Origin of the sequence: Erwinia aeris (assembly GCF_041224955.1) — a bacterium.
Lineage (GTDB): Bacteria > Pseudomonadota > Gammaproteobacteria > Enterobacterales > Enterobacteriaceae > Erwinia > Erwinia aeris.
Genome location: NZ_JBGFFX010000001.1, coordinates 619,734 through 642,892 on the forward strand (window position 1 = coordinate 619,734; position 23,159 = coordinate 642,892).

General features: G+C 54.5%; 23 protein-coding genes and 2 pseudogenes. 12 read left to right on the forward strand and 13 right to left on the reverse strand.

Annotated features, from left to right (window positions below; genetic code table 11):
* Nucleotides 1-95 precede the first annotated feature (95 nt).
* Nucleotides 96-1,268 carry a sensor histidine kinase gene (locus AB6T85_RS02945; RefSeq protein WP_253454287.1) on the reverse strand — a complete coding sequence of 391 codons (1,173 nt, stop codon included), beginning with the start codon at nucleotides 1,266-1,268 and terminating at the stop codon, nucleotides 96-98.
* The gene (locus AB6T85_RS02950; RefSeq protein WP_125290025.1) at nucleotides 1,265-1,960 is read right to left on the reverse strand and encodes a response regulator; all 696 of its coding nucleotides are present in this window, start codon (nucleotides 1,958-1,960) and stop codon (nucleotides 1,265-1,267) included. The genes AB6T85_RS02945 and AB6T85_RS02950 overlap by 4 nt, the downstream gene beginning before the upstream one ends.
* A 120-nt stretch (nucleotides 1,961-2,080) precedes the next feature.
* On the opposite strand from AB6T85_RS02950, the gene AB6T85_RS02955 reads away from it, so the two are divergent.
* From AB6T85_RS02955 to AB6T85_RS02965, 3 genes are all read left to right on the forward strand, one after another.
* Entirely contained in the window at nucleotides 2,081-2,863 is a 783-nt protein-coding gene (locus AB6T85_RS02955) for a MipA/OmpV family protein (RefSeq protein WP_125290026.1), read from the forward strand.
* 105 nt (nucleotides 2,864-2,968) lie between these two features.
* A complete protein-coding gene (locus AB6T85_RS02960; protein WP_125290027.1) occupies nucleotides 2,969-3,343 on the forward strand; it encodes a helix-turn-helix domain-containing protein in 375 nt (124 codons plus the stop codon).
* Nucleotides 3,344-3,783: 440 nt separating this feature from the next.
* Nucleotides 3,784-4,866: a mechanosensitive ion channel family protein gene (locus AB6T85_RS02965; RefSeq protein ID WP_253454289.1), complete on the forward strand. Its 1,083-nt coding sequence runs from the start codon at nucleotides 3,784-3,786 to the stop codon at nucleotides 4,864-4,866.
* A 160-nt stretch (nucleotides 4,867-5,026) separates the two neighbouring features.
* Here the strand turns inward: AB6T85_RS02965 and AB6T85_RS02970 are convergent, their stop codons facing one another.
* Nucleotides 5,027-6,286 (reverse strand): sensor domain-containing diguanylate cyclase, encoded by a 1,260-nt coding sequence (locus AB6T85_RS02970; protein ID WP_253454290.1) that lies wholly within the window; start codon nucleotides 6,284-6,286, stop codon nucleotides 5,027-5,029.
* A 470-nt stretch (nucleotides 6,287-6,756) separates the two neighbouring features.
* Nucleotides 6,757-7,140: a nuclear transport factor 2 family protein gene (locus tag AB6T85_RS02975; RefSeq protein WP_369894759.1), complete on the reverse strand. Its 384-nt coding sequence runs from the start codon at nucleotides 7,138-7,140 to the stop codon at nucleotides 6,757-6,759.
* Between the two features lie 295 nt (nucleotides 7,141-7,435).
* Between AB6T85_RS02975 and AB6T85_RS02980 the strand changes: the two genes are divergently transcribed.
* The 5 genes from AB6T85_RS02980 (at nucleotide 7,436) to AB6T85_RS03000 (ending at nucleotide 11,428) form a co-directional block, all read left to right on the forward strand.
* A complete protein-coding gene (locus AB6T85_RS02980) occupies nucleotides 7,436-8,074 on the forward strand; it encodes a TetR/AcrR family transcriptional regulator (protein WP_301250900.1) in 639 nt (212 codons plus the stop codon).
* Between the two features lie 67 nt (nucleotides 8,075-8,141).
* Nucleotides 8,142-8,723, forward strand: a complete 582-nt coding sequence (locus AB6T85_RS02985; RefSeq protein ID WP_369894760.1) for a TetR/AcrR family transcriptional regulator — start codon at nucleotides 8,142-8,144, stop codon at nucleotides 8,721-8,723.
* 55 nt (nucleotides 8,724-8,778) lie between these two features.
* The gene (locus AB6T85_RS02990; RefSeq protein ID WP_369894761.1) at nucleotides 8,779-9,882 is read left to right on the forward strand and encodes an alkene reductase; all 1,104 of its coding nucleotides are present in this window, start codon (nucleotides 8,779-8,781) and stop codon (nucleotides 9,880-9,882) included.
* A gap of 57 nt (nucleotides 9,883-9,939) precedes the next feature.
* Nucleotides 9,940-10,683: an SDR family oxidoreductase gene (locus tag AB6T85_RS02995; RefSeq protein WP_369894762.1), complete on the forward strand. Its 744-nt coding sequence runs from the start codon at nucleotides 9,940-9,942 to the stop codon at nucleotides 10,681-10,683.
* 265 nt (nucleotides 10,684-10,948) lie between these two features.
* Entirely contained in the window at nucleotides 10,949-11,428 is a 480-nt protein-coding gene (locus AB6T85_RS03000) for a glutathione peroxidase (RefSeq protein WP_369894763.1), read from the forward strand.
* 146 nt (nucleotides 11,429-11,574) lie between these two features.
* On the opposite strand, the pseudogene AB6T85_RS03005 reads toward AB6T85_RS03000, so the two are convergent.
* The 7 genes and pseudogenes from AB6T85_RS03005 to srlA form a co-directional block, all read right to left on the reverse strand.
* Nucleotides 11,575-12,217 (reverse strand): annotated as a pseudogene (locus AB6T85_RS03005) (CBS domain-containing protein).
* Between the two features lie 3 nt (nucleotides 12,218-12,220).
* A complete protein-coding gene (gene srlR / locus AB6T85_RS03010) occupies nucleotides 12,221-12,988 on the reverse strand; it encodes a glucitol operon DNA-binding transcriptional repressor SrlR (protein WP_369894764.1) in 768 nt (255 codons plus the stop codon).
* 89 nt (nucleotides 12,989-13,077) lie between these two features.
* The gene (gene gutM, locus AB6T85_RS03015) at nucleotides 13,078-13,440 is read right to left on the reverse strand and encodes a transcriptional regulator GutM (protein ID WP_369894765.1); all 363 of its coding nucleotides are present in this window, start codon (nucleotides 13,438-13,440) and stop codon (nucleotides 13,078-13,080) included.
* A 46-nt stretch (nucleotides 13,441-13,486) separates the two neighbouring features.
* Nucleotides 13,487-14,266 carry a sorbitol-6-phosphate dehydrogenase gene (gene srlD / locus AB6T85_RS03020; RefSeq protein WP_369894766.1) on the reverse strand — a complete coding sequence of 260 codons (780 nt, stop codon included), beginning with the start codon at nucleotides 14,264-14,266 and terminating at the stop codon, nucleotides 13,487-13,489.
* A gap of 13 nt (nucleotides 14,267-14,279) precedes the next feature.
* The gene (locus tag AB6T85_RS03025) at nucleotides 14,280-14,648 is read right to left on the reverse strand and encodes a PTS glucitol/sorbitol transporter subunit IIA (RefSeq protein WP_369894767.1); all 369 of its coding nucleotides are present in this window, start codon (nucleotides 14,646-14,648) and stop codon (nucleotides 14,280-14,282) included.
* 14 nt (nucleotides 14,649-14,662) lie between these two features.
* On the reverse strand, nucleotides 14,663-15,652 hold the full coding sequence (srlE, locus tag AB6T85_RS03030) for a PTS glucitol/sorbitol transporter subunit IIB (protein ID WP_369894768.1): 990 nt from the start codon (nucleotides 15,650-15,652) through the stop codon (nucleotides 14,663-14,665).
* A 14-nt stretch (nucleotides 15,653-15,666) separates the two neighbouring features.
* Entirely contained in the window at nucleotides 15,667-16,215 is a 549-nt protein-coding gene (gene srlA, locus AB6T85_RS03035) for a PTS glucitol/sorbitol transporter subunit IIC (RefSeq protein ID WP_369894769.1), read from the reverse strand.
* A 222-nt stretch (nucleotides 16,216-16,437) separates the two neighbouring features.
* Between srlA and AB6T85_RS03040 the strand changes: the two genes are divergently transcribed.
* Nucleotides 16,438-16,641, forward strand: coding sequence for a hypothetical protein (locus AB6T85_RS03040; protein WP_369894770.1), 204 nt, complete (start codon nucleotides 16,438-16,440; stop codon nucleotides 16,639-16,641).
* Between the two features lie 5 nt (nucleotides 16,642-16,646).
* Here the strand turns inward: AB6T85_RS03040 and AB6T85_RS03045 are convergent, their stop codons facing one another.
* Entirely contained in the window at nucleotides 16,647-17,534 is an 888-nt protein-coding gene (locus AB6T85_RS03045) for a LysR family transcriptional regulator (protein ID WP_369894771.1), read from the reverse strand.
* Nucleotides 17,535-17,657: 123 nt separating this feature from the next.
* Here AB6T85_RS03045 and AB6T85_RS03050 point away from each other — a divergent pair.
* Both AB6T85_RS03050 and AB6T85_RS03055 read left to right on the forward strand, forming a co-directional pair.
* A pseudogene (locus tag AB6T85_RS03050) lies at nucleotides 17,658-18,526 on the forward strand (DMT family transporter).
* A gap of 13 nt (nucleotides 18,527-18,539) precedes the next feature.
* A complete protein-coding gene (locus AB6T85_RS03055; RefSeq protein WP_369894828.1) occupies nucleotides 18,540-18,731 on the forward strand; it encodes an AzlC family ABC transporter permease in 192 nt (63 codons plus the stop codon).
* An 11-nt stretch (nucleotides 18,732-18,742) separates the two neighbouring features.
* Here the strand turns inward: AB6T85_RS03055 and AB6T85_RS03060 are convergent, their stop codons facing one another.
* Nucleotides 18,743-19,813, reverse strand: a complete 1,071-nt coding sequence (locus tag AB6T85_RS03060) for a LacI family DNA-binding transcriptional regulator (protein ID WP_253454293.1) — start codon at nucleotides 19,811-19,813, stop codon at nucleotides 18,743-18,745.
* 204 nt (nucleotides 19,814-20,017) lie between these two features.
* On the opposite strand from AB6T85_RS03060, the gene AB6T85_RS03065 reads away from it, so the two are divergent.
* A complete protein-coding gene (locus AB6T85_RS03065) occupies nucleotides 20,018-23,125 on the forward strand; it encodes a beta-galactosidase (RefSeq protein WP_369894772.1) in 3,108 nt (1,035 codons plus the stop codon).
* Nucleotides 23,126-23,159 lie beyond the last annotated feature (34 nt).

Consider the following 23,159-nt stretch of genomic DNA (forward strand, 5'->3'; position numbering starts at 1 on the left):
GCAGTTCCTCAATTGAGTTTTGCGCCATTAAACCTCGCCATTATCAAGAACCCGGCCACATTCCATCAAGGGAGTGTCAAGACCCTCAGCAACCGTTATGCATCGTGAGGCAGCACGATCCGCATTCTTAATCCGCCCTCAGGCGGCAGCGTGGCGTCCAGCGTTCCGCCGTGCGCCTGACAGATAGCGCGTGCAATTGAAAGGCCCAGCCCGCTCCCGCCAGAATGCCGTGCCCGTGAGGCCTCTCCGCGCGTAAAGCGCTCAAACATGACTTCAAGAAACGCCGGCGGCACGCCGGGCCCTTTGTCCTGAAAAATAATCTCATAATGCCCGTCTGTGCTGCGGCTGCTCAGATACAGGCTGGTGCCGGAACCCGCATAGCGCAGCGCATTTTCCAGCAGGACGGTAAAAACCTGCCCCAGACGAAACGGATCGACGTTAAGCAGCGTTTTTTCAGCCAGTTCGGCAACCGGATAAATGCCTGCTTCATCAAGCTGGGATTTTATCCACTGCAGGCGATAGCGCAGGATCTCGGACGGACAGCAGCGAACCCTTTCCAGGCTAAGCTGCCCGGCGTCCGCCAGTGAAAGCAGCTGCAGTTCATCAATCAGCCTACGCAGGCAGTTCAGCTGGCCCATGATCATGGCAAGCTGTCGCCCATCCGCGCTGAACACGCCGTCAAGCAGCGCCTGTAGCCGAACCATGGCTGCGGTCAGCGGGGAGCGCAGCTCATGCGCCATAGCGACATGTGAGGCGCGAAGCTCTTTTTCATAACGCGCAAGCTGGCGCGTCATGGCGTTGAAGTTTTGTGCGAACTGCACCAGTTCTGCTGGTGCCGACGGCGTCAGCGCAGCCTGCGCACCGAAGTCACCTTCCGTTACCTGTTCAGCTGCGCCTCTGAGCTGGCTGAACTGAGCCGACAACGGGCGGGCATGGCGCAGCCCGAACCAGGCAATGAATGGAATCGTCACCAGCACCAGGACGCCGACGGTGATCCAGTCCGAAGAGGCGATGGAGGGATCGGAATAGCCGATACCCCACCAGCTATCAATGATCTGATGAAAACGCGCCGGATTAAGATTAGGGTTTTCACGCAGAACCAGGAATTCCTGCAGTATCGCGTGGGGCATATGCCAGGTGATCCAGAGATACTGAAGCGTAAAGCGCAGCCACATGCACAGCGCTATCAGGACAACGGTACCGATGGCAAGCGTCAGAATGCGAACGCAGATCCAACGCCACAGGGTTTGCAGCTGTGGATTTTTCATGGCTGCCGGAACCTGTAGCCGACGCCGCGTACGTTAAGAAGAACCTCTTTCATGCCGGCCGCCTCAAGTTTTTTGCGCAAGTTGTAGATATGTGTATCGACCACGCGTTCAAGCGCGTCGCTTTCAGGCAGGCACCGCTCCAGTAAAAACTGACGGCTGAGCGCACGAACCGGCGCGCGCATCATCGTCACCAGTAATAAAAACTCGGTTGGGGTCACGTCCACGTTGATTAGATCATCAATACCGCGCGTAACGGTTACGGTCATGGCCGAAGTATGAACCTCCAGCGCCTGCCAGCGCAGCACCTCCTCTTGCTGAACGGCTGGCTGACTTCGCCGCAGCACGGCCTGCACGCGCGCCACAACCTCTCCGGGATGGTAGGGCTTGACCACGTAGTCGTCGGCACCGTAGCGCAGCGCGCCGATGCGATCGGGCATGTCGCCGATGGCCGTTACCATAATCACAGGAACGTCACTGCTGCGCCTGATTTTTGCCAATACCTCAGTACCGTTAAGACCCGGCAGCATCACGTCCAGCAGGATCAGATCAGGGTGCCAGCGCCCGGCTATTTCCAGGCCCGACACCCCGTCCCCGGCCGCGCGAACTTCGTAGTTTTCGCGGCGTAAATAGGCTTCAAGCACCTCAACCGCATCTGCGTCGTCCTCAATAATAAGAATTTTTTTGTTTTGCATGGTTCACCTTGACACTTTCTTCACAATTCCCTGGCCGTTTATTGACACACCCACAGGATACTCCGGGTTGTCGATACGGGTGTATCGGCAAAGTGGAACGAACCCATAAGAGGTAAGGTGATGATAACCAGAAAAGCACTGCTGTATATGGCCGGTCTGGCCCTGACAACTTCAGCGACGGCCCGCGCGGACAGCGGTGATGCCCAAAATAGCGTGACCGTCGGCGTCGGCGCACAGTCTGCGCCCCGCTACAGCGGCTCGGATCAAACCCGCCTTCAGCCGGTTCCGGTTTTCCAGGCCCGACACGGTGCCTTCTTTGCGGATGCTCAAAAAGGCATTGGCTACGATTTACAAAGCAACAGTGGACTCTACCTGGAACATACGCTGGGCTACAACCTCGGACGAGATGACAAAAATTCAGACTGGCGTGACGGCGGTAAGAGGCTGAAGGGCATGGGCAAAATCGATCCCACGGTCAATACAGCGCTGGCCATCGGCTGGCAGGTCACGCCATGGCTCAGCGCCGAGGGCAAAGCGGTTCTGCCGTTCAGTGACGATCAGGGCGTCAATTATCAGGCATCCCTGACCCTTCTGCCGGTGCAGAGTGAAAGCGATACCGTCGCGCTGCAAACCGCGGCATTATTTGGCGATGCCCGCTATATGAATACCTGGTACGGCGTCAGTCAGGCGCAGAGCCAGCGCAGCAGGTTTACGCGCTACCGCGCGCCGGGCGGTTTTTACGGTATTGCAACCTCTCTGATCTGGAGCCACCAGTTTGATCCTCACTGGGGAACGCTTATCAGCGCGGGCTATACCTGGCTTGGCGATCGCGTAGCCGACAGCCCTGTTGTTTCCCGGCGCAATGAAGCAACGGGCACGGTCGGCTTTACCTATACATTCTGATGCTTTCTGCGCATAAGCGTTTCCAGGCCGTGCCTCATTGCGTACCTGCCCGTGCAGGCTCGTATCGATATTTATCAAACCTGGGCAGCCAGCGGGAATAACAATATGCTGTCGGACGACGTATTTTTTACGGGGCTGGTATGTTGGATAAGAGAAAACTTAACCAGAAAAGTCACCGTTCAGGAGGTGGCGGCCCGCTACGGTTATTCAAAGTGGTATCTGAACCGGTGCTTTGTGCGCTACGCCGGTATCAGCCTGGGTGCTTTTATTCGTCTGGAAAGGATGAAGGCCGCCGCTGATGAGCTTATCAGCGGCGACCAGCGAATTATAACTATCGCCCTGCGCTATGATTTTGAGTCGCAGCAGACGTTTACGCGGGCATTCAGCCGACAGTACGGTATGCCGCCCGGCGCGTTCAGGCAGGTTATGCGCAAAGCGAAGCCTGAACATTCAGAGAACGCTCACGCCCGAACATGCTAGCGGCTGATTATCATTCCCTTTCATCGCTTTCAGTATTGCCCTGACATGCCTGCTCTTCCTTCTCTACGGCTGCCACGCTCGTCTGAATTATCGCGAAGGCTGGTTTTGCTTATCGAATCCGGCGGCGATCTGACGCTATGCTTCTGGTGAGCCTCCTTCCGTCAGGCCACCGCTCAAGATCTATACGATACAGGCATGGTCGCCCGGCTTACTGGCTGATAAATAAAAATTATTATAAATTTCAATTAATTAAATAAAAAACTCATCTGAATTATCGGTTTTGTCCGATTTTTTTACGTTTACTGCGTCAGTTAACAGAATTTTTCATAAACTCATCTGCGTAAACCATTTACGCTGCAGATAACCGTGAAGACAGCGGTTACTGGATGTTTATGACTTCGCTGACAGCCTGTGGTTGTTGCTGGATATAAGGGAAAAGAATGCCATTACTATTCGATGAGTTATCTGGCGCGCCATCGTGGGTGCCTGCTTTATTGCTCGTCACGCTCTCTTTCGCTGCGGGGGCCGTTGCGCGATTTATCATTCTCAGGTTCATCCGCTACTGGCAGAATCGTGACAGGAAATTATTTAAATCCCTTGAAAAGCATCTTCGCGGATCAATTTTTCTTTTCATCCCGCTGATGTTAATCAACGTCGGGCTTAATTATATTAATATTCACCCGCACTATCTTGATCTTATTACAACGATTATTAATACCTTCATTATACTTTCGCTTTGTTCTATCCTGATTCGTTTGACTAATGTCGTGCAGGATATGCTTTTTATCCGCTATGACATTAATCTTTCTAATAATCTTCGTGCCCGTAAAATCCGTACGCAGATAATATATGTAAAAAAGGTCGCTATCGTCCTGCTCGTGACGCTGTGTGTTTCACTGATCCTGCTCAGCTTCCCCGGCGTGCGAAAATTCGGCACCACAATTCTGGCCGGTGCCGGGGTGGCCGGAATAATAATTGGCTTTGCCCTGCAAAAGTCGCTCGTTAACCTGTTTGCCGGTATTCAGATAGCCTTCACCCAACCGATTAAAATTGATGATGCTGTAGTGGTTGAAAAAGAATGGGGCTGGATTGAGGAGATAAACCTGACGTATGTGGTGGTGCGTATCTGGGATCTGCGCCGGCTGGTTCTGCCCATCACCTACTTTACAGAAAACGCCTTCCAGAACTGGACGCGTAATAACGCCCAAATATTAGGCACCGTTTTCCTTTACCTTGACTACTCCATGCCGTTAGAACCTCTGCGTCAGCATTTCGAAAAAATCCTCAGTGAAACAAAGCTCTGGGATCAGGAAACTCAGGTGCTGCAGGTAACGGATACTGATGACAGAACCATGACCATCAGATTATTGATGACGGCACAAAACTCCCCCATGGCCTTTGATTTACGCTGCCACGTGCGGGAAAAGATGATTGAGTTTATTCAGCAAAACTATCCGCAGTGCCTGCCTAAAACCAGGGCAACACTGGCCGATCCGCTGCTTGACGGCCCGGGAAGTCGATAACTAATCGCGTTTTTTTCTGAAAACAGAGAGTGGGACGTACAGTGCCCGTCAGGGCGCGGCACAAGCATTCGGGCAGCTGTGCTTCCGCTTCTCGCTTTCAGGCGGCGGCTTTATGCCAGGCAGACACCACAAGAGATCGCAGAACAGAGCCAACGCTATGCTAATGACGTAACGGCTGCGCCGCAGGCTCGAAAAACTGATATGACCCATCCTGTCGTGCTTTCGCCTGGTACATCGCTTTATCGGCATTTTCAAACAGCATGTTGGCCGATGCCGCCCCGAACCGTGCGAGGCTAATGCCAACAGACGCCCCAATGCGTACTTCTGTGCTATTGATAGCAAATGGCTCTTTCAGGCTGTTAATAATGCGCCGGGCGATGGCAGATGCCGCCTTGCGGTTGGTACACTTCGCGGCTACCACAAACTCATCCCCGCCCAGACGCGCCACCGCATCGCCAGGGCGCATACAGCGTCGTAGCCGCTCGCTTACCAGCTGTAGCAAAACATCCCCTACTGCATGCCCCATCGAATCATTGACCGCCTTGAACCCGTTCAAATCGATAAACAGGACGGTGGTATAGGCCAGATCTTTTCCCTGCGCAAGCATGTGGCTCACCCGGTCGTTGATCCAGGCCCGATTAGGCAACCCAGTTAACGTGTCGCGGGTGGCCAGTTTTTCGAGCTTGCGGATCCGCTCTTTATCATGAGTAATATCCCGCGAAACCAGCACGGCACCGATGTTCTTGCCGGTGGAAGGGTCGCTGACGCCGCAGGCCTTGGTGCCAAGCGTAATGTAGTGACCGTCGCGATGCCGCTTACGCACCTCGACCACATCCGACCGCACGCCACCGTTGAAAAGGAATACCAGTGCATCCGTAGCGGATGCCCGGTCATCGGGGTGCAGGAAATCCACCACCGGTTGACCTTTCATCTCATCGGCTGACCAACCGATCATTTTGCTGTAAGAAGGCGAGATTGAAACGTACCTGCCGTCTGCGTCGCAATGGGCGATCAGGTCAGTGCTGTTTTCAATTAACAGACGGTATTCCGCCGCCGTGCGCAGCGCTTCCTCCAGGGCTTTGCGCTGCCCGGTTATATCAAAAATGAAGCCGCTATATTGCAGGCAAGGAACATTGGGTGGACAGTCAGGCAGGCCTGAAACAATCACACAGCGTGTCGTGCCATCCAGACAACGGATTGGCACTTCGATATGAAAAGGCGTGACGCATTCCAACGCCGCAGTCAGTTGCAGCGCGATCTGCGCATCATCATCAGCCTGTGCGAGCCTCAGCCATGCACTTAGCGTTACGCCTTCCAGTGTGGGTATAAGGCCAGCAGGGCTTTCCTGACTGGTGATGCAAATGCCCTGGGCGTCTGTGGACCAAACGGCGGAAAGAGTAGGTTTGATCACAGTGTTCATGGTGGTCGGGTCCGTTGTTGGCTGATGCCGCAGTTTCTACGGTGCCATTTCACCTGCCGGAGCGGGAAATTATCTATGGCAAAACTCAAGGGTCAGAAGCAGTAGACTGCGTTTATCGGCCAATTCGCCCATAACCTTTAATGAATATTGCTTGATTAAACGGCTGTACAGCCTGCAACTGTCGCGTTATGCCTGAATTATACAATGCGTAGGGATTTTCGACTTTTCCCGACATCGTTACGTTATGTAAGGCAGCCTGAGGTTCTGCGTCACCTGCGAAAACTAATGCGGCAGTGCATTAGCTGTTGGGGGAATGGCCAGCACATTCAGATGCGTTTCTGTCTCTGGCGCACTGCCGTTTTCACGCACGAATTTACAGAGGTTGTCGACAGATCCTGGCTCATGTTTTTCCTTATGGGTTTCGCCGCGCCTGGCGGACAGACACGACGAATGTGGAAGATTGGCTGAGATCAGGAAGCGGCGTGGGTATGGTAAATTTTGCTCACCACCGTCCAGCGTCCGTTGACCTTCAGCAGGTTGAAAAAGTCCGTGAAGCGAAAGCCTGAAATATCGTCGGTATCGATACGCGCGCTTGCCGCCGTGCCCACGATGTCAACGCGTACGATGGCGGCCTTCGCCTCCGGTGAAGGGCGGAACGCGCTATCGATAGTGTCGAAAAGGCCCTGAATCGGCCCGCCTGTAAGATTTGCATCGCCGTCAACGCCAAAAATCGTGGCCCGTTCGCTGAAGGCGGGCTTCATGATCTCACTTTTTGCCTGCTTTCCGCCTTCGTTGTACTGGCTGAGTACGTCCACAATGGCGTTATATTCCTGCACGTAGGTTGCGTCGGTCATAGCATCTGTCTCCGGTAGTGTTGTGTCGGTCATCCGTACGGATGCCCGTGATTCGGTTCAATCGCTTTTTTATGACGAACAGCAGCAATGATAGCCATGCCAGTCAGCACATCGCCGTGCTGTAAAAAGTCTTCGGCGCTGAAGCTGCCCTGCCCGTCACCCGGGAAGCCGGGAAAAAATCAGCGTCGCTGCAAAAGCGAGTTCTGACATGGGCCCCACACAATTATGTAGTGAGCACTATATAATATTCCTATTGTATAGTGACCGCTATGTAATATGTCAAGAGAATGATTATATGCCCGACGTGAAAACGAAAAACGCAGGTGTCAGTGGTGAAAAGCCCAAAGGCCGCCCGCGCAGCTTCGATCGTGACAGGGCCCTGCTCAGGGCGCTGGACATCTTCTGGCGTAAAGGGTTTGAGCCGGCCTCGGTTGCCGAACTCTGCGCTGCCATGGAAATCAATCCGCCCAGCCTTTACTCCGCCTTTGGTAACAAGGCGAAACTTTTTCTGGAGGCCGTAAGCTATTATGAAAAGGTTTACTGGAAGGCAACCTGGGAGCGGCTTGAAGAGGAGCCGGATATCACGCAGGCAATTGATAAATTCTTCAGCGAAGCGGCTGACATTCTGCTTTCGCCTTCCGCTCCCTGCGGCTGCATGGTCGTTCTTGCGGCCATCAACGTCTCTCAGGAATCCTCTGACGTTGTAGAGGCCGTGAGCGTGCTCAGGCAGGAAGGGAAAGACCTGTTTGAAAAGCGACTGCGCCGAGCCGTACGTGAGCAACAGCTGCCGACCGATACCGCCACCGCTGCACTGGCTACCGTCCTGAATACGCTCCTGGAAGGCATGTCGATCGAGGCGAAAGACGGTGCCACACCAGCAAGCCTCAGGGCGACCGGGCAATATGCGTCGCGTTTGTTGCCATGCCAAAAATAGCGATCGCACAAAATGTACCTTGCCGCACTAGACGACCGGTCAATTTTAACGTTATGCTGATCGGACTATGAAAAAACAAGCGACAAACGTGCGTCAGCACATCATTGATGTTGCCCGGACGCTTATCACACATAAAGGCTACAGCGCCGTCGGCCTGGCTGAGATCGTCAAAGCCGCCGGCATTCCTAAAGGCTCGTTCTATTACTACTTCCGGTCCAAGGAAGAGTTTGCTGAAGCCCTGCTGGAACATTACTTCACCCATTATCTCGTTCAGGTTGAAGAGCAGCTACGCGGCAGCGAACCCGCCAGAGAGCGGCTGCTGCGCTACTTTGCGTTCTGGAAGGCGACCCAGGGGGCTGACCTGCCGGAAAGCAAATGTCTTGTCGTCAAGCTTGGAGCAGAAGTCTGCGATCAATACGACAGCATGCGAAGCGTTCTGGCAAAAGGAACCCTTGAAATTATCGGCAGGATTACGGCGTGCATACAACAGGGGCAAAACGATGGCTCCCTCTCAGCCAACAGGGATGCAGAGGCCCTTGCTGAAGAGCTTTACCAGCTCTGGCTGGGCGCTTCGCTGATGGCAAAAATTCACGAGCCCGAACAGGCGTTCGACAAAGCAATGAGTGCGACAAAGCGGCTGCTCGCGTAGCCGCCTTTTTTTCTGCCAATTTACTAGACGACCGGTCAATTATTCAGGAGTAACCATGACTGACAACAGTACCCGAACCGATCTTTTCTCTCCCGTGACTATGGGGAAACTTCAGCTGGCTAACCGTATTATTATGGCGCCGGTAACCCGCAGCCGCTACGGTGAAGATGGCGTACCGAATGAGTTACATGCAACCTACTACGCCCAGCGCGCCAGTGCCGGACTGATTATTTCAGAAGCCACAAACATCTCAGCTCAGGGCCGCGGCTATGCAGCAACGCCAGGGATCTGGAGCGAAGAACAGGTGGCTGGCTGGAAAAAAGTCACTGACGCCGTTCATGCAGAAGGTGGAAAAATTGTCTGCCAGCTCTGGCACGTAGGCCGCTTTTCCAGCGTTGAGCTGCAACCCAACGGCGAGCGTCCGGTTGCGCCTTCTGCTATCAAGGCTGAAGGCCAGACGTATACCGTCAATGGCTTCGTGCCGGTTTCGACGCCGCGCGCGCTCGAAACCAGCGAAATTCCGGGCATTATTGAGCAATACAAACACGCCGCAAAAAACGCCCTTCGCGCAGGGTTTGACGGCGTGGAAGTGCATTCTGCAAACAGCTACCTGCTCGATCAGTTCCTGCGTGATTCAACTAATCATCGCACCGACGCCTGGGGCGGCTCGATTGAAAACCGCGCGCGCCTGACGCTGGAAGTCACTGAAGCGATTGTTAATATCTGGGGCAACGATCGCGTGGGCATTCGCCTGTCACCGGTTACCCCTGACGCAGGCAACACGCCGCCGGACAGTAACGTAATGGCAATGTATGGCTATCTGATCCAGCAGCTGAACCGCTTTAAGCTGGCCTATCTGCACTTTGTTGAAGGTGCAACGGCAACCTCCCGCGAGGTGCCTTCTGACGTGGATATGGATGCACTGAGCGCGCAGTTCGACGGTCTGTTTATCGGAAACAATAACTATGACCTGGAGATGGCCATCAGCCGCCGCAATGCCGGGCTTATCGATGCCGTCGCTTTCGGTCGCCTGTTCATTTCTAACCCGGACCTGGTTAAGCGACTGCGTTATGGCGCCGGGCTGACCATCGCGCCAAAAGAAGCCTATTACGGCGGCGGCGCGAAAGGTTACACCGACTGGCCGCAAGGAAATTACTGATCAATAAAAGCGGCGGGATCTTCCCGCTGCCTGTTCCTGACAGGGAAGGATAAGAAAATGAATTATTTGCAGAACAAAACGGCTGTTATTACTGGCGCGTCATCGGGCATTGGCGCCGCAACCGCGATGGAACTTGCGCGTCATGGCGTGAATATTGTTGCGGCCGCGCTGGATCAAAGCGGCCTTGATAAGCTGGTAAAGGATATTGAGTCCGCTGGCGGCCATGCTTCCGGTCTGGTGACGGATGTGACACGTCTGGAAGATACAAAGGCGCTGGTCAAGCATGCTACTGAAACCTTCGGTACTGTTGATATCCTGATTAACAACGCCGGACTGATGCTGTTTTCAGCCTGGAGCGACATCGCGTGGGACGACTGGAACAAGATGGTCGACGTAAACATCAAAGGGTATCTGAACGCGATTGCGTCCGTCCTCCCGGTTATGCTCGACAAAAGTGCCGGACAGATCCTGAACATGGCTTCTGTCGCGGGCCACCAGGTTGACGCCGGCGCGGGCGTGTACAGTTCGACCAAATTCTTTGTCCACGCCATGACGGAATCTATGCGTAAGGATCTGGGCGTGAATAAGGGCATCAGGGTAAATACCATCAGCCCGGGCGTTATTAACACGGGATGGGCTGACAAGGTGAGCGATCCGCAGGGGCGTAAGGCGGCACAGGAACTGACCAAAATTGCTATCAGCCCGCAGGATGTAGCAAATGCGGTTGTCTACGCCCTTAACCAGCCTGAGAATGTCACGGTCAACGATCTTATTGTCTCCCCTACGAAGCAGAACTGGTAAATCAATACTGGCAGCCTGCTGGCTGCCACTTCTGCTCTGTCGTAACCGGGCTTATATTGCCGACAGGCTCTGGCTGACGGTTCAGCGGGCAGCATGATATCAATGCGGATAGTGTCGCCCAGCGTTCACTATATGCATATCAGATGCGGGCCTTGCGTCCCCTGCGTGGCGGAAACAGACGTGAAAAATATGCCATTCTGCTCGACGGGCAACTATCCTGTCTTACACAAGCCATCTGCAATATGAGTATTCTGAGGATGTCGATATGACCATGTTTTACCAACTTACCGCCACCAGCCTGAGTGGCCAGCCGATCCCTATGGCCGACTACGCTGGCAAGCTGGTGCTCGTGGTCAATACCGCCAGCCATTGTGGCTTTACGCCACAGTACGCGGGCCTTGAATCGCTCTATAAGCGGTACGCCGCCCAAGGGCTGGTGGTGCTGGGTTTTCCCTGCAATCAGTTTGGTAAGCAGGAACCCGGCAGTGCTGACGACATCGCGCAGACCTGCCACATCAACTATGGCGTGAGCTTTCCGATGTTTGAGAAAGTGGCGGTCAACGGCGCCCTGGCGCACCCGGTGTTTCGTTACCTGAAAGCCGAATTGCCCGGCGTGATGGGCGGGCGGATCAAATGGAACTTTACTAAGTTCCTGATCGGACGCGACGGCAAACCACTTAAGCGTTTTGCACCGATCTCTACCCCAGAGAAAATGGAAGCCGCGATCCTTGCTGCACTGGAATAAGCGCTTCAGTTAAATTATAAAGGCTGTGCGGCAGCCTTTATAAGGTAGCGTAGCGATAATAGAAATGATGAGAGCACTGCGTTATTGACTTGTGTGCTGCGCTTGATGGGAAGGTTTGGGCAGGTGCCAACTTGCTTTGTTTTTAATCAGATGCCCGCATCCCTGATATCGTGGGCGTTGATTGCACCATTAACCTCGCCGGTCGCAGAAATTACAGGAGCAGCGGATATTTTACGTTCCTGAAATAAAGCCAGCGCTTCAGCCGCATACTGACCGGCCGATAATGTAAAGCCGGGCGAGGTCATTGCATCCTGAACCGCCGCACTGAGCGTTCCGCCTTTCAGCAGCCATCGACGCAAATCACCGTCAGTAAATATTCCCGACAGCCTGCGGTCTTCGTTTATTATAGCGACAAGGCCCAGCCCGGTACGCGTCAGCTCAAACAGAGCGTCATGAACGGTCGCAGACTTACTTACCAGGGGGATCTTCGCCTCCGTACGCATAATATCGCCGACCCGGCACAGCAGCCGCGTACCAAGACTGCCTGCAGAGTGCCTCGGCGGGATGAACATAAAAGGCCGGCGTGCCCGTGCTGGCCAGCGTAGCCGCAATTTTACGGCCGATATGCCCTGACTTCCCCATCCCGCTGACGATAACTTTCCCGCTGCAGGCATGGATACGCTCACAGGCCTGCAAAAAGTCATCATTCAGTCGCTCTGTCAGGCGGGACGCTTCATGCAGTTCCGTTTCAATCGTCTCGCGGGCAGTATCCAGTATTATGTTATTCATGAACTACTCTTCTCCGGCGATGATAACTTCGATGCCTTTTTCCTGAAGCTGCGCAACGGTGTCATCAGTAATATCGCTGTCGGTGATTAGCACGTCGACAGCGTCAAGGCTGCACACCACGTTCGGGCTGCGGCGGCCAAATTTGGACGAATCCACCAGCAATACGATTTTCTTGGCGGCCCGGCACATGGCCTGGCTGACGGCAAACACCTCATTAAACGTCGTCACGCCAGCAGTCATATCCACGCCGTCAGCGCCTATAAATAGTGTGTCGAAACTGAAGTGACTGAAGGCAGATTCTGCCAGGCTGCCATGGAATGACGCTGACGTGCCGCGATAGGTGCCACCGGGCATAAGAATGACCTGATCGTTATCCAGCTCAACCAGCTCATTCACGATGCTCAGGCTGTTTGTCATCACGGTGATATTGTTGAAGCGCGTAAGATACGGCACCATCTGCAGTACCGTACTGCCGGCATCAAAGATAAGCGAGTCACCTTCGCTGATAAGTGACGCTGCGCACGCGGCGATCCGCTTTTTCTTTTGCGTGTTGATGAGCGTTTTTCTGTCAATAGGCTGATCTCCTTCATCGCGGTTTAGCATCACGCCGCCGTAAGTCCGGATTACTGCCCCTTCCTGCTGGAGCCGCGTGAGATCCTTTCGAATAGTGGTCCCGGTCGTATTGAAGTGGGCAATAAGCGCATCTACAGTGGTACGGCCGTTTTGCTGCAGATATTCAAGGATTTGTGCCTGACGCTGTATCGGTTTCATAAAGAGATCCTTTCAGTTTCTGAACTTCCCCATCATCCCGGACGTCTTAACTCGCGATGCAAAGGAATAAACTTTCAGAATGAAAGCTATCATCTTTTATTTGAAATGGCTAATGCCAGGGCTTCCTGCAGTGATTTATTTGCAGGAAATATGACTTCAGGACGTATATCGTCCAGCATAGCGCCGGTCAGTCGCTCCTCGGAATAAGGATTTGCAAAAACGGTCAATCCCTTTATAACGAAATTACCGGTTATCCTGCCTTCATCACCGATGGCCAGTGCCAGAACAACCCGGGGTTTAAAGCGCCCCGCCGAGCGGCCAATTCGAACGCGGCCGCATTCGGAAAGCAACGCCAGGGCCCGGTTGAACCGATTTATCTGCAGCCAGCCCAATACTATTTGTGTCGTCCACGCCAGCGCGGCCACACATATCAGGGAATTTACAGGATCCATACTTTCTCCTCATGAAGCCGGCAGCCTGCGCCACCGGCTTTTTCTGTCAGAACATTACCTGTCCGCCGGTAACGTTGATGGACTGTCCGGTGCAGTAGGCTGCCTTATCGCTTGCATAGAACAGCATTACGTTGAGCACGTCTTCATAGTCACAACCCCGCTTCAGCGGCACCTTGTCGATATAATGCTGTTCAACTTCGTCAGGACGGATACCCAGCTTTTCTGCATACTGCGGCAGCAGCGACTGAAACATTGGGGACTTCAGCAAATTACCCAGCATCAGCGAATGAACGGTGATGCCGTATTCGGCCAGATCCAGCGCCAGTGACTGCGTTAGCCCTACGCCGCCAAACTTGGCCGCGCTGTAACCGGAATTGTGTTTACTGCCCACTTTGCCGGACTTTGAGTTGATCTGGATAATGCGGCCTTTGATCCCTTCCCTGATCATCAGCTTTGAAAACTCGCGGGCGCAGAGGAAATATCCCACCAGATTCACCTGCAGTGACAAGTCAAAATCACTCAGCCCGAATTCCGTAATCGGTGCGGCTTTGGCAATGCCCGCGCTGTAAAGCAGCAGATCAGCCCGGCCAAAACCTGCATCAACCTGACGGGCCAACGCGATGACGCTCTCTTCGTTTGTAGCATCCACACGAAAGGGCATCGCACAGCCAGCGCCATAACGCTCATTGATTGTGTCCGCAACCTTCTTCGCATTGTCTTCATTGAGGTCGGCAACCGCCACCTTATAGCCGGCTTCAGCCAGCCCTTCGCACAGGTAAGCACCCAGCGTCTGGCCACCACCGATGACTACAGCAACCTGATCCATTTTTATCTCCTGATTATTCACTCAACATACGAAACTTCTGGCCCGGTTCAATTGAGGCCGGCGCGCTGCCTGCAACATGAACCGTGCCGGGAAACTCAGCCTGTCCGGCGCCGTCAAACCGCACGGTGATATGACCGAGATCGCGCAAATTTTCACGAGCCACGCTGCCAACGGCCGTTACCGGGTATTCCTGCTCTCCGATAGCCAGCACGGAGCCGGTATCAAATGCCCCACCGTCGTTCACGTCCGTTCGGTGAATAAAGCAGTATTCCGCCACGTCCTGGGGTGCCCCTTCTCCGAAGGTGATGATGAAGTTGTCATCAAGGGATTCGTTCGCACTGGATCCGACCGAAATAAACGTGGATTCATAAACGGTTTTCATAATTGCTCCACCCTTTACTGATAGATAAACCCGGACACCGCCCAGGCAAGAAGAACCGATGGCGCACCGGTAAGAAAGCGACCAACCAACACTGATGGCACGCCTACGCGAACGGTCTCCTGACGGGCTTCCGCAATCGACAGTCCGACGGGAATAAAGTCACAGGCGGCCTGTGAGTTAATGGCGAACAGTGCCGGCAAAGCCAGATGCGGTGGGATAGTACCCTGCCCAATCTGTACGCCTACCAGCACGCCAATAACCTGCGCAATCACGGCACCGGGGCCGAGGAACGGCGAAAGCAGCGGAAAAGAGCAGATAAGCGCCAGCGTGACCAGTCCGATCGGGCTATTGGCCAGCGGCGTCAGGCCGTGCGCGATAAAATCGCCCAGCCCGGAGGCCATGATGATCCCGATGAGAGCTGAAACAAATGCCATAAAGGGCAGAATGGTTTTCAGTACTGTGTCAATGGTTTCGCGACCGGCCTGAAAGAAAACTGCAACGACCGATCCCATCCCCATGCCGACTTTCGCCAGCAGTCCGTCGCTCTGCTCGGTGATTTTTTTACTGGTGTCATAGTCGCGGCCTTTGCCAGCGGATGCAGGATCAGGCTGCTGTTCAACCACTGATGAAGACGCACCGTTACCGGCCTGAATGTCCTGCGGGCGTACCCCGGATACATAAATATCTTCCGTGATGTACTGCGCCAGCGGGCCGGATTTTCCGGTGGCATGAATGTTGATGGTGGGTATACGTCGCTTGGGATAAAGGCCGCAGCGCAGCGTACCGCCGCAGTCGATGACCGCCACGCCGATTTCTTCTGCCGGTGGCTCGCCTTCTTTAAAGCCGTCAACGGCTTCCCAGCCGGTGACTTCTCTCAGACGGTCAACAATCGCCGGCCGGGTGCCAGCCGTAACGTAAACAATTTTTTTTCCGGGCGTAACGGTGATGGTGAGCGGGCCACCCCAGCCACTTTCGCCTTTTTTAACGGTAATGGTGTCAGTCATCTTTTACTCCGCTCTTATAAACGAACCTGACGTTCGAGTTGCACGCCCATCTTTTTTTCAAAGATGGTCGTGGTGAGGTCGGTGACCCAGCCCCTGAAGAAATTCGTGACCATGCCGACCAGCAAATAACTGACAGCCAGCGGCCCCAGCGGCAGGCCAAGCGTGGTCAGGCCGTTGGCTATGCCCAGATAGACAAAGAGTTCACCCGGGTTGATGTGCGGAAAAAGCCCGTTCATGGAGTGACAGCTGTAGGACGCGGCGGCGTAATAGCTCGGCTTGTATTTTTCCGGCATAAACCTGCCCAGGCTATGCGTCATGGGATTGCAGAAAACAAAGGTGCCGATAACGGGAAGTAACAGATAGCGTGAGACCGGATTACCGGCACAGCGCTGCGCCAGTGATTCAATACGTCGCTGCCCTACGAACACAATCAGCGCATTCATGACGACCAGCAGGCTAATAAGTAGTGGAAGAATACCGGTTACCATGCCGGTAAAGACCTCCCCCCCTTTCTGAAAGAGCCCGATAAACCATTCGGCTCCGTGCGTGATGCTTTCAACCATTTAGAAACCCCTTCGTGTAGAGAACAGATTCACTTTCTTATTCACTGCGACAACAAGGTAGATCGAAAACGAAGCAATAAAAGACGATCGCATCACAAAGTGAATATAAAATCTTTCAAAATAAAAGATAAAATGAAAGGTAAAATCTTTCATTTGCTGCTGCGAGGGCGGGAAATGTGTTGTTTACAGAGATGGAAAAGCGGCAGAAAGAAGGGGTTAGAAATGGATTACAATTCAGCTCGGGAACAGATGAAAATCATGGCGGGTATGCTGACTGGGCGCAGTGTCAGAGCAGCCACAGATCATTGCCTTTACTGCGGATTTGCCTGTGAGCTTGCGTTGTTTTTCAGCAAAATCAGGAAAATTTCAGTCAGCAAATCGCCAGAATCGTTAGCCCATAAGGCTGTTTTTAAAATGACATCGTGAACAAACTATTCCTGTCTGTAATCAAGATATTCAATGAATTGCTGCACGGCCCGTGAAGCGCTTTTTCTGTTCCGGAAAGCGAGGCCAATCTCACGACAGGGCGATACGTCAATTTTTCTGGTGATGATACTGTAGGGGATCTTTCTGAGAATAAGTGAAGGCAGAATACCAACGCCAAGGTTTTTCTCCACCATGGTCATAACGGCGTAGTCATCCCACAGGGTAAATTTTACGCGCGGTATGAGACCGGCCACTCTGAATACCTCCGATATTTCATTATTTTTCCCTTTTTCAAGCAGTATGAACGGCTCCTGACATAATGAGGCAAGTGGGATTACATCATGTTCTGATAAGGCATGTCCTTCAGGGAGAACAACCAGATACTCATCGTTTTCCAGAAAAAGGGTTTCTAATGCGGACGAAGCAGGTAAACGGGTGAAACCGCAGTCAACCCGGCCTTCAGCTATCCAACTTTCTATTTCTGTATAGTCCCCGAGCAGCAGCTCAAAATCGATGTTGGGATAATCTTTCTGAAAGGCCTTTAAGATGCCAGGCAGCCAGTGAGTAGCCACGCTGGAAAAAGTACCGATACGAATAATCCCAGACTGAAGCCCGTTGAGTGCATCGACCTCACCCTGGAGCTTCTGGTACGCCTCACAGACCTTTTTTGCAAACGGCAGAAGTTTGATGCCATCCGAAGTCAGCCGCACACCCGTCCGGCTGCGTTCAAACAGCGTGACGCCCCACTCTTTTTCAAGCTCGCTAATCATCCGACTGATACCGGACTGTGAATAGAAAAGCTTTTCTGCCGCTCTGGTAAAGCTCTCCAGCTCCACTACTTTCAGGAAGGCTTTGTACTTTTGAATATTTATATCCATAGCGGTTTTCATCATCCGGATTCATCATGCTTTGCATGCTAAACATTCGTTTTTGTAATAACAACTAAGGTGATAACTTTTCGGCAAGTGAATGCCATAACCGGCGCTGCCCGGGGTTGATAAAGGACACACAAGTTAATGCAACTGAGTAAATCATCTTTCGCCTCACAAGGTGCAACATCGGGCTTTGTCCTGCTCTGGGGCTGTGCCGCAATATTTACCCGACTGGGGCTGGATAACGCCTCGCCCTTGGCACTGCTTATTTTCCGTTTTGCCATTGCACTGGGCGCGTTGTTGATAATCGGCATTTTTCGCCGCCGGTGGTTGCCGGAAAAGGATCCCGTCGGCAGGTTGTTCTGACCGGCCTGATGCTCATTGGCGGCTATTCGGTGTGTTACTTCCAGGCCATGGCGCACGGCGTCACGCCCGGGCTGATTGCGACCATTATGGGTATTCAGCCTATCCTTACGCTTTGCGTCGTTGAGCGCAGGATGCAGGGACTCCGCCTGGCCGGACTGATGCTGGCGCTTTCAGGGCTTATCCTGCTGGTCTGGCGAAGCCTGTCTGCGTCACACCTGCCCGTATCCGGCGTTGTCTTTGCCCTGGCTGCACTGCTGTTCATAACGTTTGGTGCCATCATGCAGAAAAAAATCCGCCAGTCTCCGGCCGACGTGCTTCCCCTGCAGTATGGAATAAGCCTGGTGTTGTGCGTGTGCCTGCTGCCCACAGATGTTTTTCACGTCAGCTTCACGCCAGCCTTTTTCACCTCAGTGCTGTTTTTGGGCGTATTGATTTCCGTGGTTGCGCAGCTGCTGCTTTACCGCCTGCTCAGCGCCGGGAGCATTGTTAACGTCACCAGCCTGTTTTATCTGGTACCTGTCATTACGGCCGTGCTGGATTACCTGCTGCTGGGCAATACTCTGCCGTGGTCTGCCGTAGTGGGCATGGGAGCTATTCTGCTTGGTGTCATGATGGTATTTCGGACACCCCGCCCGCAGATGGCATAACGTTCTTATTCCTCTGCTACTCGCTATCGCCCCTTATGCCGTCATACCGGGCGCTCAAGCCTCGCGAAAGGGGCTAAGCACTCCTGAGTCAGGGCTGATGACGGGGCTGAACTTTGCAGGCGGCTCGGAGTTTGCCGCCATACAGCTCTTGCACAATTTGCTGCCGCAACCGGCCAATACGCCTTTCTGCTGCAAGGCTAAATAGACGCGGAAAATTCACAACCTTTCCACCAGCGTTTTTAATTGGGCAATCACTGCCCCCTTCTCATCCTCGTTTTCTCCGCCGCAAGGCCAGGTTGACTGCCGGACAATCAAACGCGTCGGCAGCAGCTCCCGAATGCGCATCTGCGGTGCGGCCATCTTCTGAACTAACAGCTCAACGGCTTTTTTCCCTAACTTATCGAAATCCTGCGCAACGGTTGTTAACGGCGGCTGGAAATAGAGGCTGTCCGCCGTATCGTCATAGCCGGTAACGGAAACCGCCCGGCTGCCGGTGCGATTAAGCTGTGCCAGCGCGCTCAGCACCCCGAGCGCCATTTGATCGTTCGCGACAACGATCGCGCTAATGCGCGGCTGCTGATGCAACAGCTCAAAGGCTTTGTGCCAGCCGCTGGCCGCACTCCAGTCGCCAAAAACCGTTACCGCGTTGCTCACCCCAAGCCGGTGCAAGGCTTCGCGCCAGCTGCTCAACCGCATTCGCGCCGAGACGGAACTCTCTGGCCCGGCAAGCAGACCGAACTCCCGATGCCCCAGCGTCCAGAGATGGTTGACGCAGGCGCCGCAGCCGTCCAGATGATTAAACCGCACCGAGCAGACATCGGTTTCCGGCGAAATATCTAAAAACAGACAGCTAATATCCGGGTTCTCACTGACCAACTTTTCCGCCAGGCTGCTTTCCAGGGGAAGATTGATGATGGCGCCACGGATATTCTGCGCGCGAAACTCATGCAAACGTGCCTGAAGAGAAGCGTAATCGGCCGTTACCGGCATCGCGATAGCAACCTCCAGCTGATGCGCGCCCGCGTGACTCTTTATCGCGGCGGCGATTTGCGAAGGAGCATGCAGCGTTAACGACGCGGTAATCAACCCAATCGACGGCGCCGATTTCCCCGCCAGCAACTGTGCCGAACGGTTAGGCACATAGTGCAACGCCTGCATGGCGTGGATGACTTTGTCACGGGTTCGTTCAGAAACCACATCAGGCCTGTTCAGCACGCGCGAAACCGTCTGTTGTGATACACCGGCCTCACGAGCCACATCTTCCAGAGTTGCCATACGCCGCTGCATCTTCTTCTCCTTTGGTCTCTCTCGCCAATGTCTTACGCTAACATTTATTGTCTAAAATACGACAAAAAATGGCTGTTTCTGTTCTGTTTCGTGATCGCCAATGAGTTTCAATCTCAGTAATATTGCGGCTACTAACAAAATATCTGATAACACACTCCATCTTGTCTGGCGAATGACATTTACTTTTAGCTATCAGGTAGACCTATGCGCAATCACGACGGCCATGCCCCCCACAGCGTTTCGTTTCATGACGTGCTTGCACGTGAAGACTGGCAAAACCAGACCATTACGCACCTGAACCGTTTACCGGCCCATGCGCCTTTCTCCAGCTGGCGCGATCTTCGCGCGGCAAGGGAAAATCAGACCTCATCACACCGCCGTCAGCTGGATGGCCAGTGGCAATTCACTTATGCGCGCAGCCCGTTTGAGGTGGACGCCAGCTGGCTGGAAAGCGATCTGGCGGAGAGCCGTCCTACGCCCGTGCCTTCGAACTGGCAAATGGAGGGTTACGACGCGCCAATCTATACCAACGTGCGCTATCCCATCGACACCACGCCGCCGCGCGTGCCGGAAGAGAACCCGACCGGCTGCTACTCGCTGACGTTTAACGTGGAGGAGAGCTGGCGGGACGAAGGTGAAACGCAGATTATCTTCGACGGTGTAAATTCTGCCTTCCATCTTTGGTGCAATGGCAAATGGATCGGTTACTCGCAGGACAGTCGCCTGCCTGCGGCCTTCGATCTCAGCGCCGCGCTTCAGCCGGGCGAGAACCGCCTTTGCGTTATGGTGATGCGCTGGAGCGCGGGCACCTGGCTTGAAGATCAGGATATGTGGCGGATGAGCGGCATCTTCCGTTCAGTATGGTTGCTGAATAAGCCGTCGCTGCACCTGAGCGATGTTCAGCTTACGCCGCAGCTTGATGCGCTTTATCGCGACGCTGAGCTGGAGGTGAATGTCACCGTTGCTGCTCCGGAACGGCTGCTTGAAAAACTGACGGTCAACGTGGAGCTGTGGCATGACGCGCAGCGGGTCGCCAGCCACCAGCAGCAGCCCGGCTCGCCAGCCATTGACGAGCGAGGCAACTATGCGGAACGCGCCATGATGCGCGTTCCCGTGGAGCGTCCGGCCCTGTGGAGCGCGGAAACGCCGAACTGCTATCGGGCCGTCGTCTCGCTGTGGCACGGCGATAAGCTGATCGAGGCCGAGGCCTGGGATATTGGTTTTCGCCGGGTTGAAATCGACAATGGCCTGCTGAAGCTGAACGGTAAACCGCTGTTGATCCGTGGCGTTAACCGTCACGAGCATCACCCTCAGCGCGGCCAGGTCGTTACAGAAGAGGATATGGTGCAGGACATTCTGCTGATGAAGCAGAACAATTTTAACGCCGTTCGCTGCTCGCACTATCCCAACGCGCCGCACTGGTATGAACTCTGTAATCGCTATGGCCTGTATGTGGTCGACGAGGCCAATATCGAAACCCACGGCATGGTGCCGATGAATCGTCTTTCCGACGATCCGGCCTGGCTGCCGGCCTGGAGCGCCCGCGTCACGCGGATGGTGCAAAGCAATCGCCACCACCCGTCGATCGTTATCTGGTCACTGGGCAACGAATCCGGCGGCGGCGGCAATCACGAAGCCATGTATCACTGGCTCAAGCGTAACGATCCGTCACGCCCGGTGCAGTATGAAGGCGGCGGCGCGGACAGCACGACCACCGATATTATCTGCCCGATGTACGCCCGCGTGGAAAACGATCAGCTCATTCCGGCCGTGCCGAAATGGGGCATTAAAAAGTGGATCGGTCTGCCCGGCGAGCAGCGCCCGCTAATCCTTTGTGAATACGCTCATGCCATGGGCAACAGCCTGGGCAACTATGCCGACTACTGGCAGGCGTTTCGTGATTACCCACGCCTGCAGGGCGGCTTTGTCTGGGACTGGGCCGATCAGGCGATTAGCAAAACCTTTGACGACGGCAGCATCGGCTGGGCCTACGGCGGTGATTTTGGCGATAAGCCCAACGATCGCCAGTTCTGCATGAACGGGCTGGTGTTCCCTGACCGCCGCCCTCACCCGTCATTAATTGAGGCCAAACACGCGCAGCAATACTTCCAGTTTGCCCTGCTGTCGCAACATCCGCTGCGCATCAGCATTGTCAGCGAGTATCTGTTCCGTCCGACGGATAACGAGGAGCTGCACTGGCAGGTTCAGGCAGCCGGTGAAACCATTAGCAAAGGCAGCACAATGCTTGCGCTGCGGCCTGAAGGCCAGAGCGAGCTGACGCTGCTGGAGGAACTGACGTTGCCCGCCGGGGCCGAAGAGGTCTGGCTGACGCTGGAGGTTATCCAGCCGCAGGCCACCGCCTGGTCCGCTGCCGGGCATCGCGTTGCCTGGCAGCAGTTTGCGCTCGCCGCCCCATTGGTGTTGCATGCGCCTCAGCCAGCAGGCGATGCGCCTGAGCTTGAGCGCAGCGACAGCGCCTGGACGGTGCGCAGCGGCTTACAGCAGTGGGTGATTGACCGTCAAAGCGGGCTATTGACGCACTGGGAAGTGAACGGCGTGGAGCAGCTGCTGACTCCGCTGCGCGACCAGTTCGTGCGCGCGCCGTTGGATAACGATATTGGCGTAAGCGAAGTGGAGCGTATCGATCCCAACGCCTGGGTTGAACGCTGGAAAAGCGCGGGCCTGTACGACCTCACCGCTCGCTGCGTACAGTGTGACGCACAGCGTCTGGCCCATGAGGTGGTGATCGACAGCTGCTGGCACTACCTGAGCGGGGACGAGGTGGTGATTATCAGCCACTGGCGGATGACCTTTGATGCGCAGGGCAAGCTGCATCTGGCTATTGACGGCGAGCGCGCCGCCACCCTGCCGCCGCTGCCGCGCGTCGGGCTGACTTTTCAGGTGCCGGATCAGAATAAACCGGTTTCATGGCTGGGATTCGGCCCGCATGAGAACTACCCGGATCGGCGTACCAGCGCCTGCTTCTCTCGCTGGGAACTGCCGCTGGAGGAGATGAGCACGCCGTACATTTTCCCGACCGAAAACGGACTGCGCTGCGACACCCAAGCCCTGGACTGGGGGCGCTGGCATGTGGCGGGCGATTTTCACTTCTCCGTACAGCCCTACAGCACCGCGCAATTAATGAAGACCGATCACTGGCACCGGATGCAGCCGGAAAACGGCGTCTGGATAACCCTTGACGGCCAGCATATGGGCGTTGGCGGCGATGACTCCTGGACGCCCAGCGTATTGCAGCAGTGGCTGTTGCTTGAAACGAAATGGCACTACCAGTTAACGATGCATTTCCAATAATAATCGGGGGCGCAGGCCCCCGGCTTATCGGCAT

What these genes read in the sequence shown, in the direction of transcription:
- AB6T85_RS02960 (WP_125290027.1), top strand. Translation starts at nt 2,969, where the DNA reads ATGCTGTCGGACGACGTATTTTTTACGGGGCTGGTATGTTGGATAAGA.
- AB6T85_RS03065 (WP_369894772.1), top strand. Translation starts at nt 20,018, where the DNA reads ATGCGCAATCACGACGGCCATGCCCCCCACAGCGTTTCGTTTCATGAC.
- AB6T85_RS03040 (WP_369894770.1), top strand. Translation starts at nt 16,438, where the DNA reads ATGGATTACAATTCAGCTCGGGAACAGATGAAAATCATGGCGGGTATG.
- AB6T85_RS02965 (WP_253454289.1), top strand. Translation starts at nt 3,784, where the DNA reads ATGCCATTACTATTCGATGAGTTATCTGGCGCGCCATCGTGGGTGCCT.
- AB6T85_RS02945 (WP_253454287.1), bottom strand. Translation starts at nt 1,268, where the DNA reads ATGAAAAATCCACAGCTGCAAACCCTGTGGCGTTGGATCTGCGTTCGC.
- AB6T85_RS03045 (WP_369894771.1), bottom strand. Translation starts at nt 17,534, where the DNA reads ATGATGAAAACCGCTATGGATATAAATATTCAAAAGTACAAAGCCTTC.
- gutM (WP_369894765.1), bottom strand. Translation starts at nt 13,440, where the DNA reads ATGGATCCTGTAAATTCCCTGATATGTGTGGCCGCGCTGGCGTGGACG.
- AB6T85_RS02980 (WP_301250900.1), top strand. Translation starts at nt 7,436, where the DNA reads ATGCCCGACGTGAAAACGAAAAACGCAGGTGTCAGTGGTGAAAAGCCC.
- AB6T85_RS03025 (WP_369894767.1), bottom strand. Translation starts at nt 14,648, where the DNA reads ATGAAAACCGTTTATGAATCCACGTTTATTTCGGTCGGATCCAGTGCG.
- AB6T85_RS02985 (WP_369894760.1), top strand. Translation starts at nt 8,142, where the DNA reads ATGAAAAAACAAGCGACAAACGTGCGTCAGCACATCATTGATGTTGCC.
- srlA (WP_369894769.1), bottom strand. Translation starts at nt 16,215, where the DNA reads ATGGTTGAAAGCATCACGCACGGAGCCGAATGGTTTATCGGGCTCTTT.
- srlD (WP_369894766.1), bottom strand. Translation starts at nt 14,266, where the DNA reads ATGGATCAGGTTGCTGTAGTCATCGGTGGTGGCCAGACGCTGGGTGCT.
- AB6T85_RS02975 (WP_369894759.1), bottom strand. Translation starts at nt 7,140, where the DNA reads ATGACCGACGCAACCTACGTGCAGGAATATAACGCCATTGTGGACGTA.
- AB6T85_RS02995 (WP_369894762.1), top strand. Translation starts at nt 9,940, where the DNA reads ATGAATTATTTGCAGAACAAAACGGCTGTTATTACTGGCGCGTCATCG.
- srlE (WP_369894768.1), bottom strand. Translation starts at nt 15,652, where the DNA reads ATGACTGACACCATTACCGTTAAAAAAGGCGAAAGTGGCTGGGGTGGC.
- AB6T85_RS02970 (WP_253454290.1), bottom strand. Translation starts at nt 6,286, where the DNA reads ATGAACACTGTGATCAAACCTACTCTTTCCGCCGTTTGGTCCACAGAC.
- AB6T85_RS02955 (WP_125290026.1), top strand. Translation starts at nt 2,081, where the DNA reads ATGATAACCAGAAAAGCACTGCTGTATATGGCCGGTCTGGCCCTGACA.
- AB6T85_RS03060 (WP_253454293.1), bottom strand. Translation starts at nt 19,813, where the DNA reads ATGCAGCGGCGTATGGCAACTCTGGAAGATGTGGCTCGTGAGGCCGGT.
- AB6T85_RS02990 (WP_369894761.1), top strand. Translation starts at nt 8,779, where the DNA reads ATGACTGACAACAGTACCCGAACCGATCTTTTCTCTCCCGTGACTATG.
- srlR (WP_369894764.1), bottom strand. Translation starts at nt 12,988, where the DNA reads ATGAAACCGATACAGCGTCAGGCACAAATCCTTGAATATCTGCAGCAA.
- AB6T85_RS03000 (WP_369894763.1), top strand. Translation starts at nt 10,949, where the DNA reads ATGACCATGTTTTACCAACTTACCGCCACCAGCCTGAGTGGCCAGCCG.
- AB6T85_RS02950 (WP_125290025.1), bottom strand. Translation starts at nt 1,960, where the DNA reads ATGCAAAACAAAAAAATTCTTATTATTGAGGACGACGCAGATGCGGTT.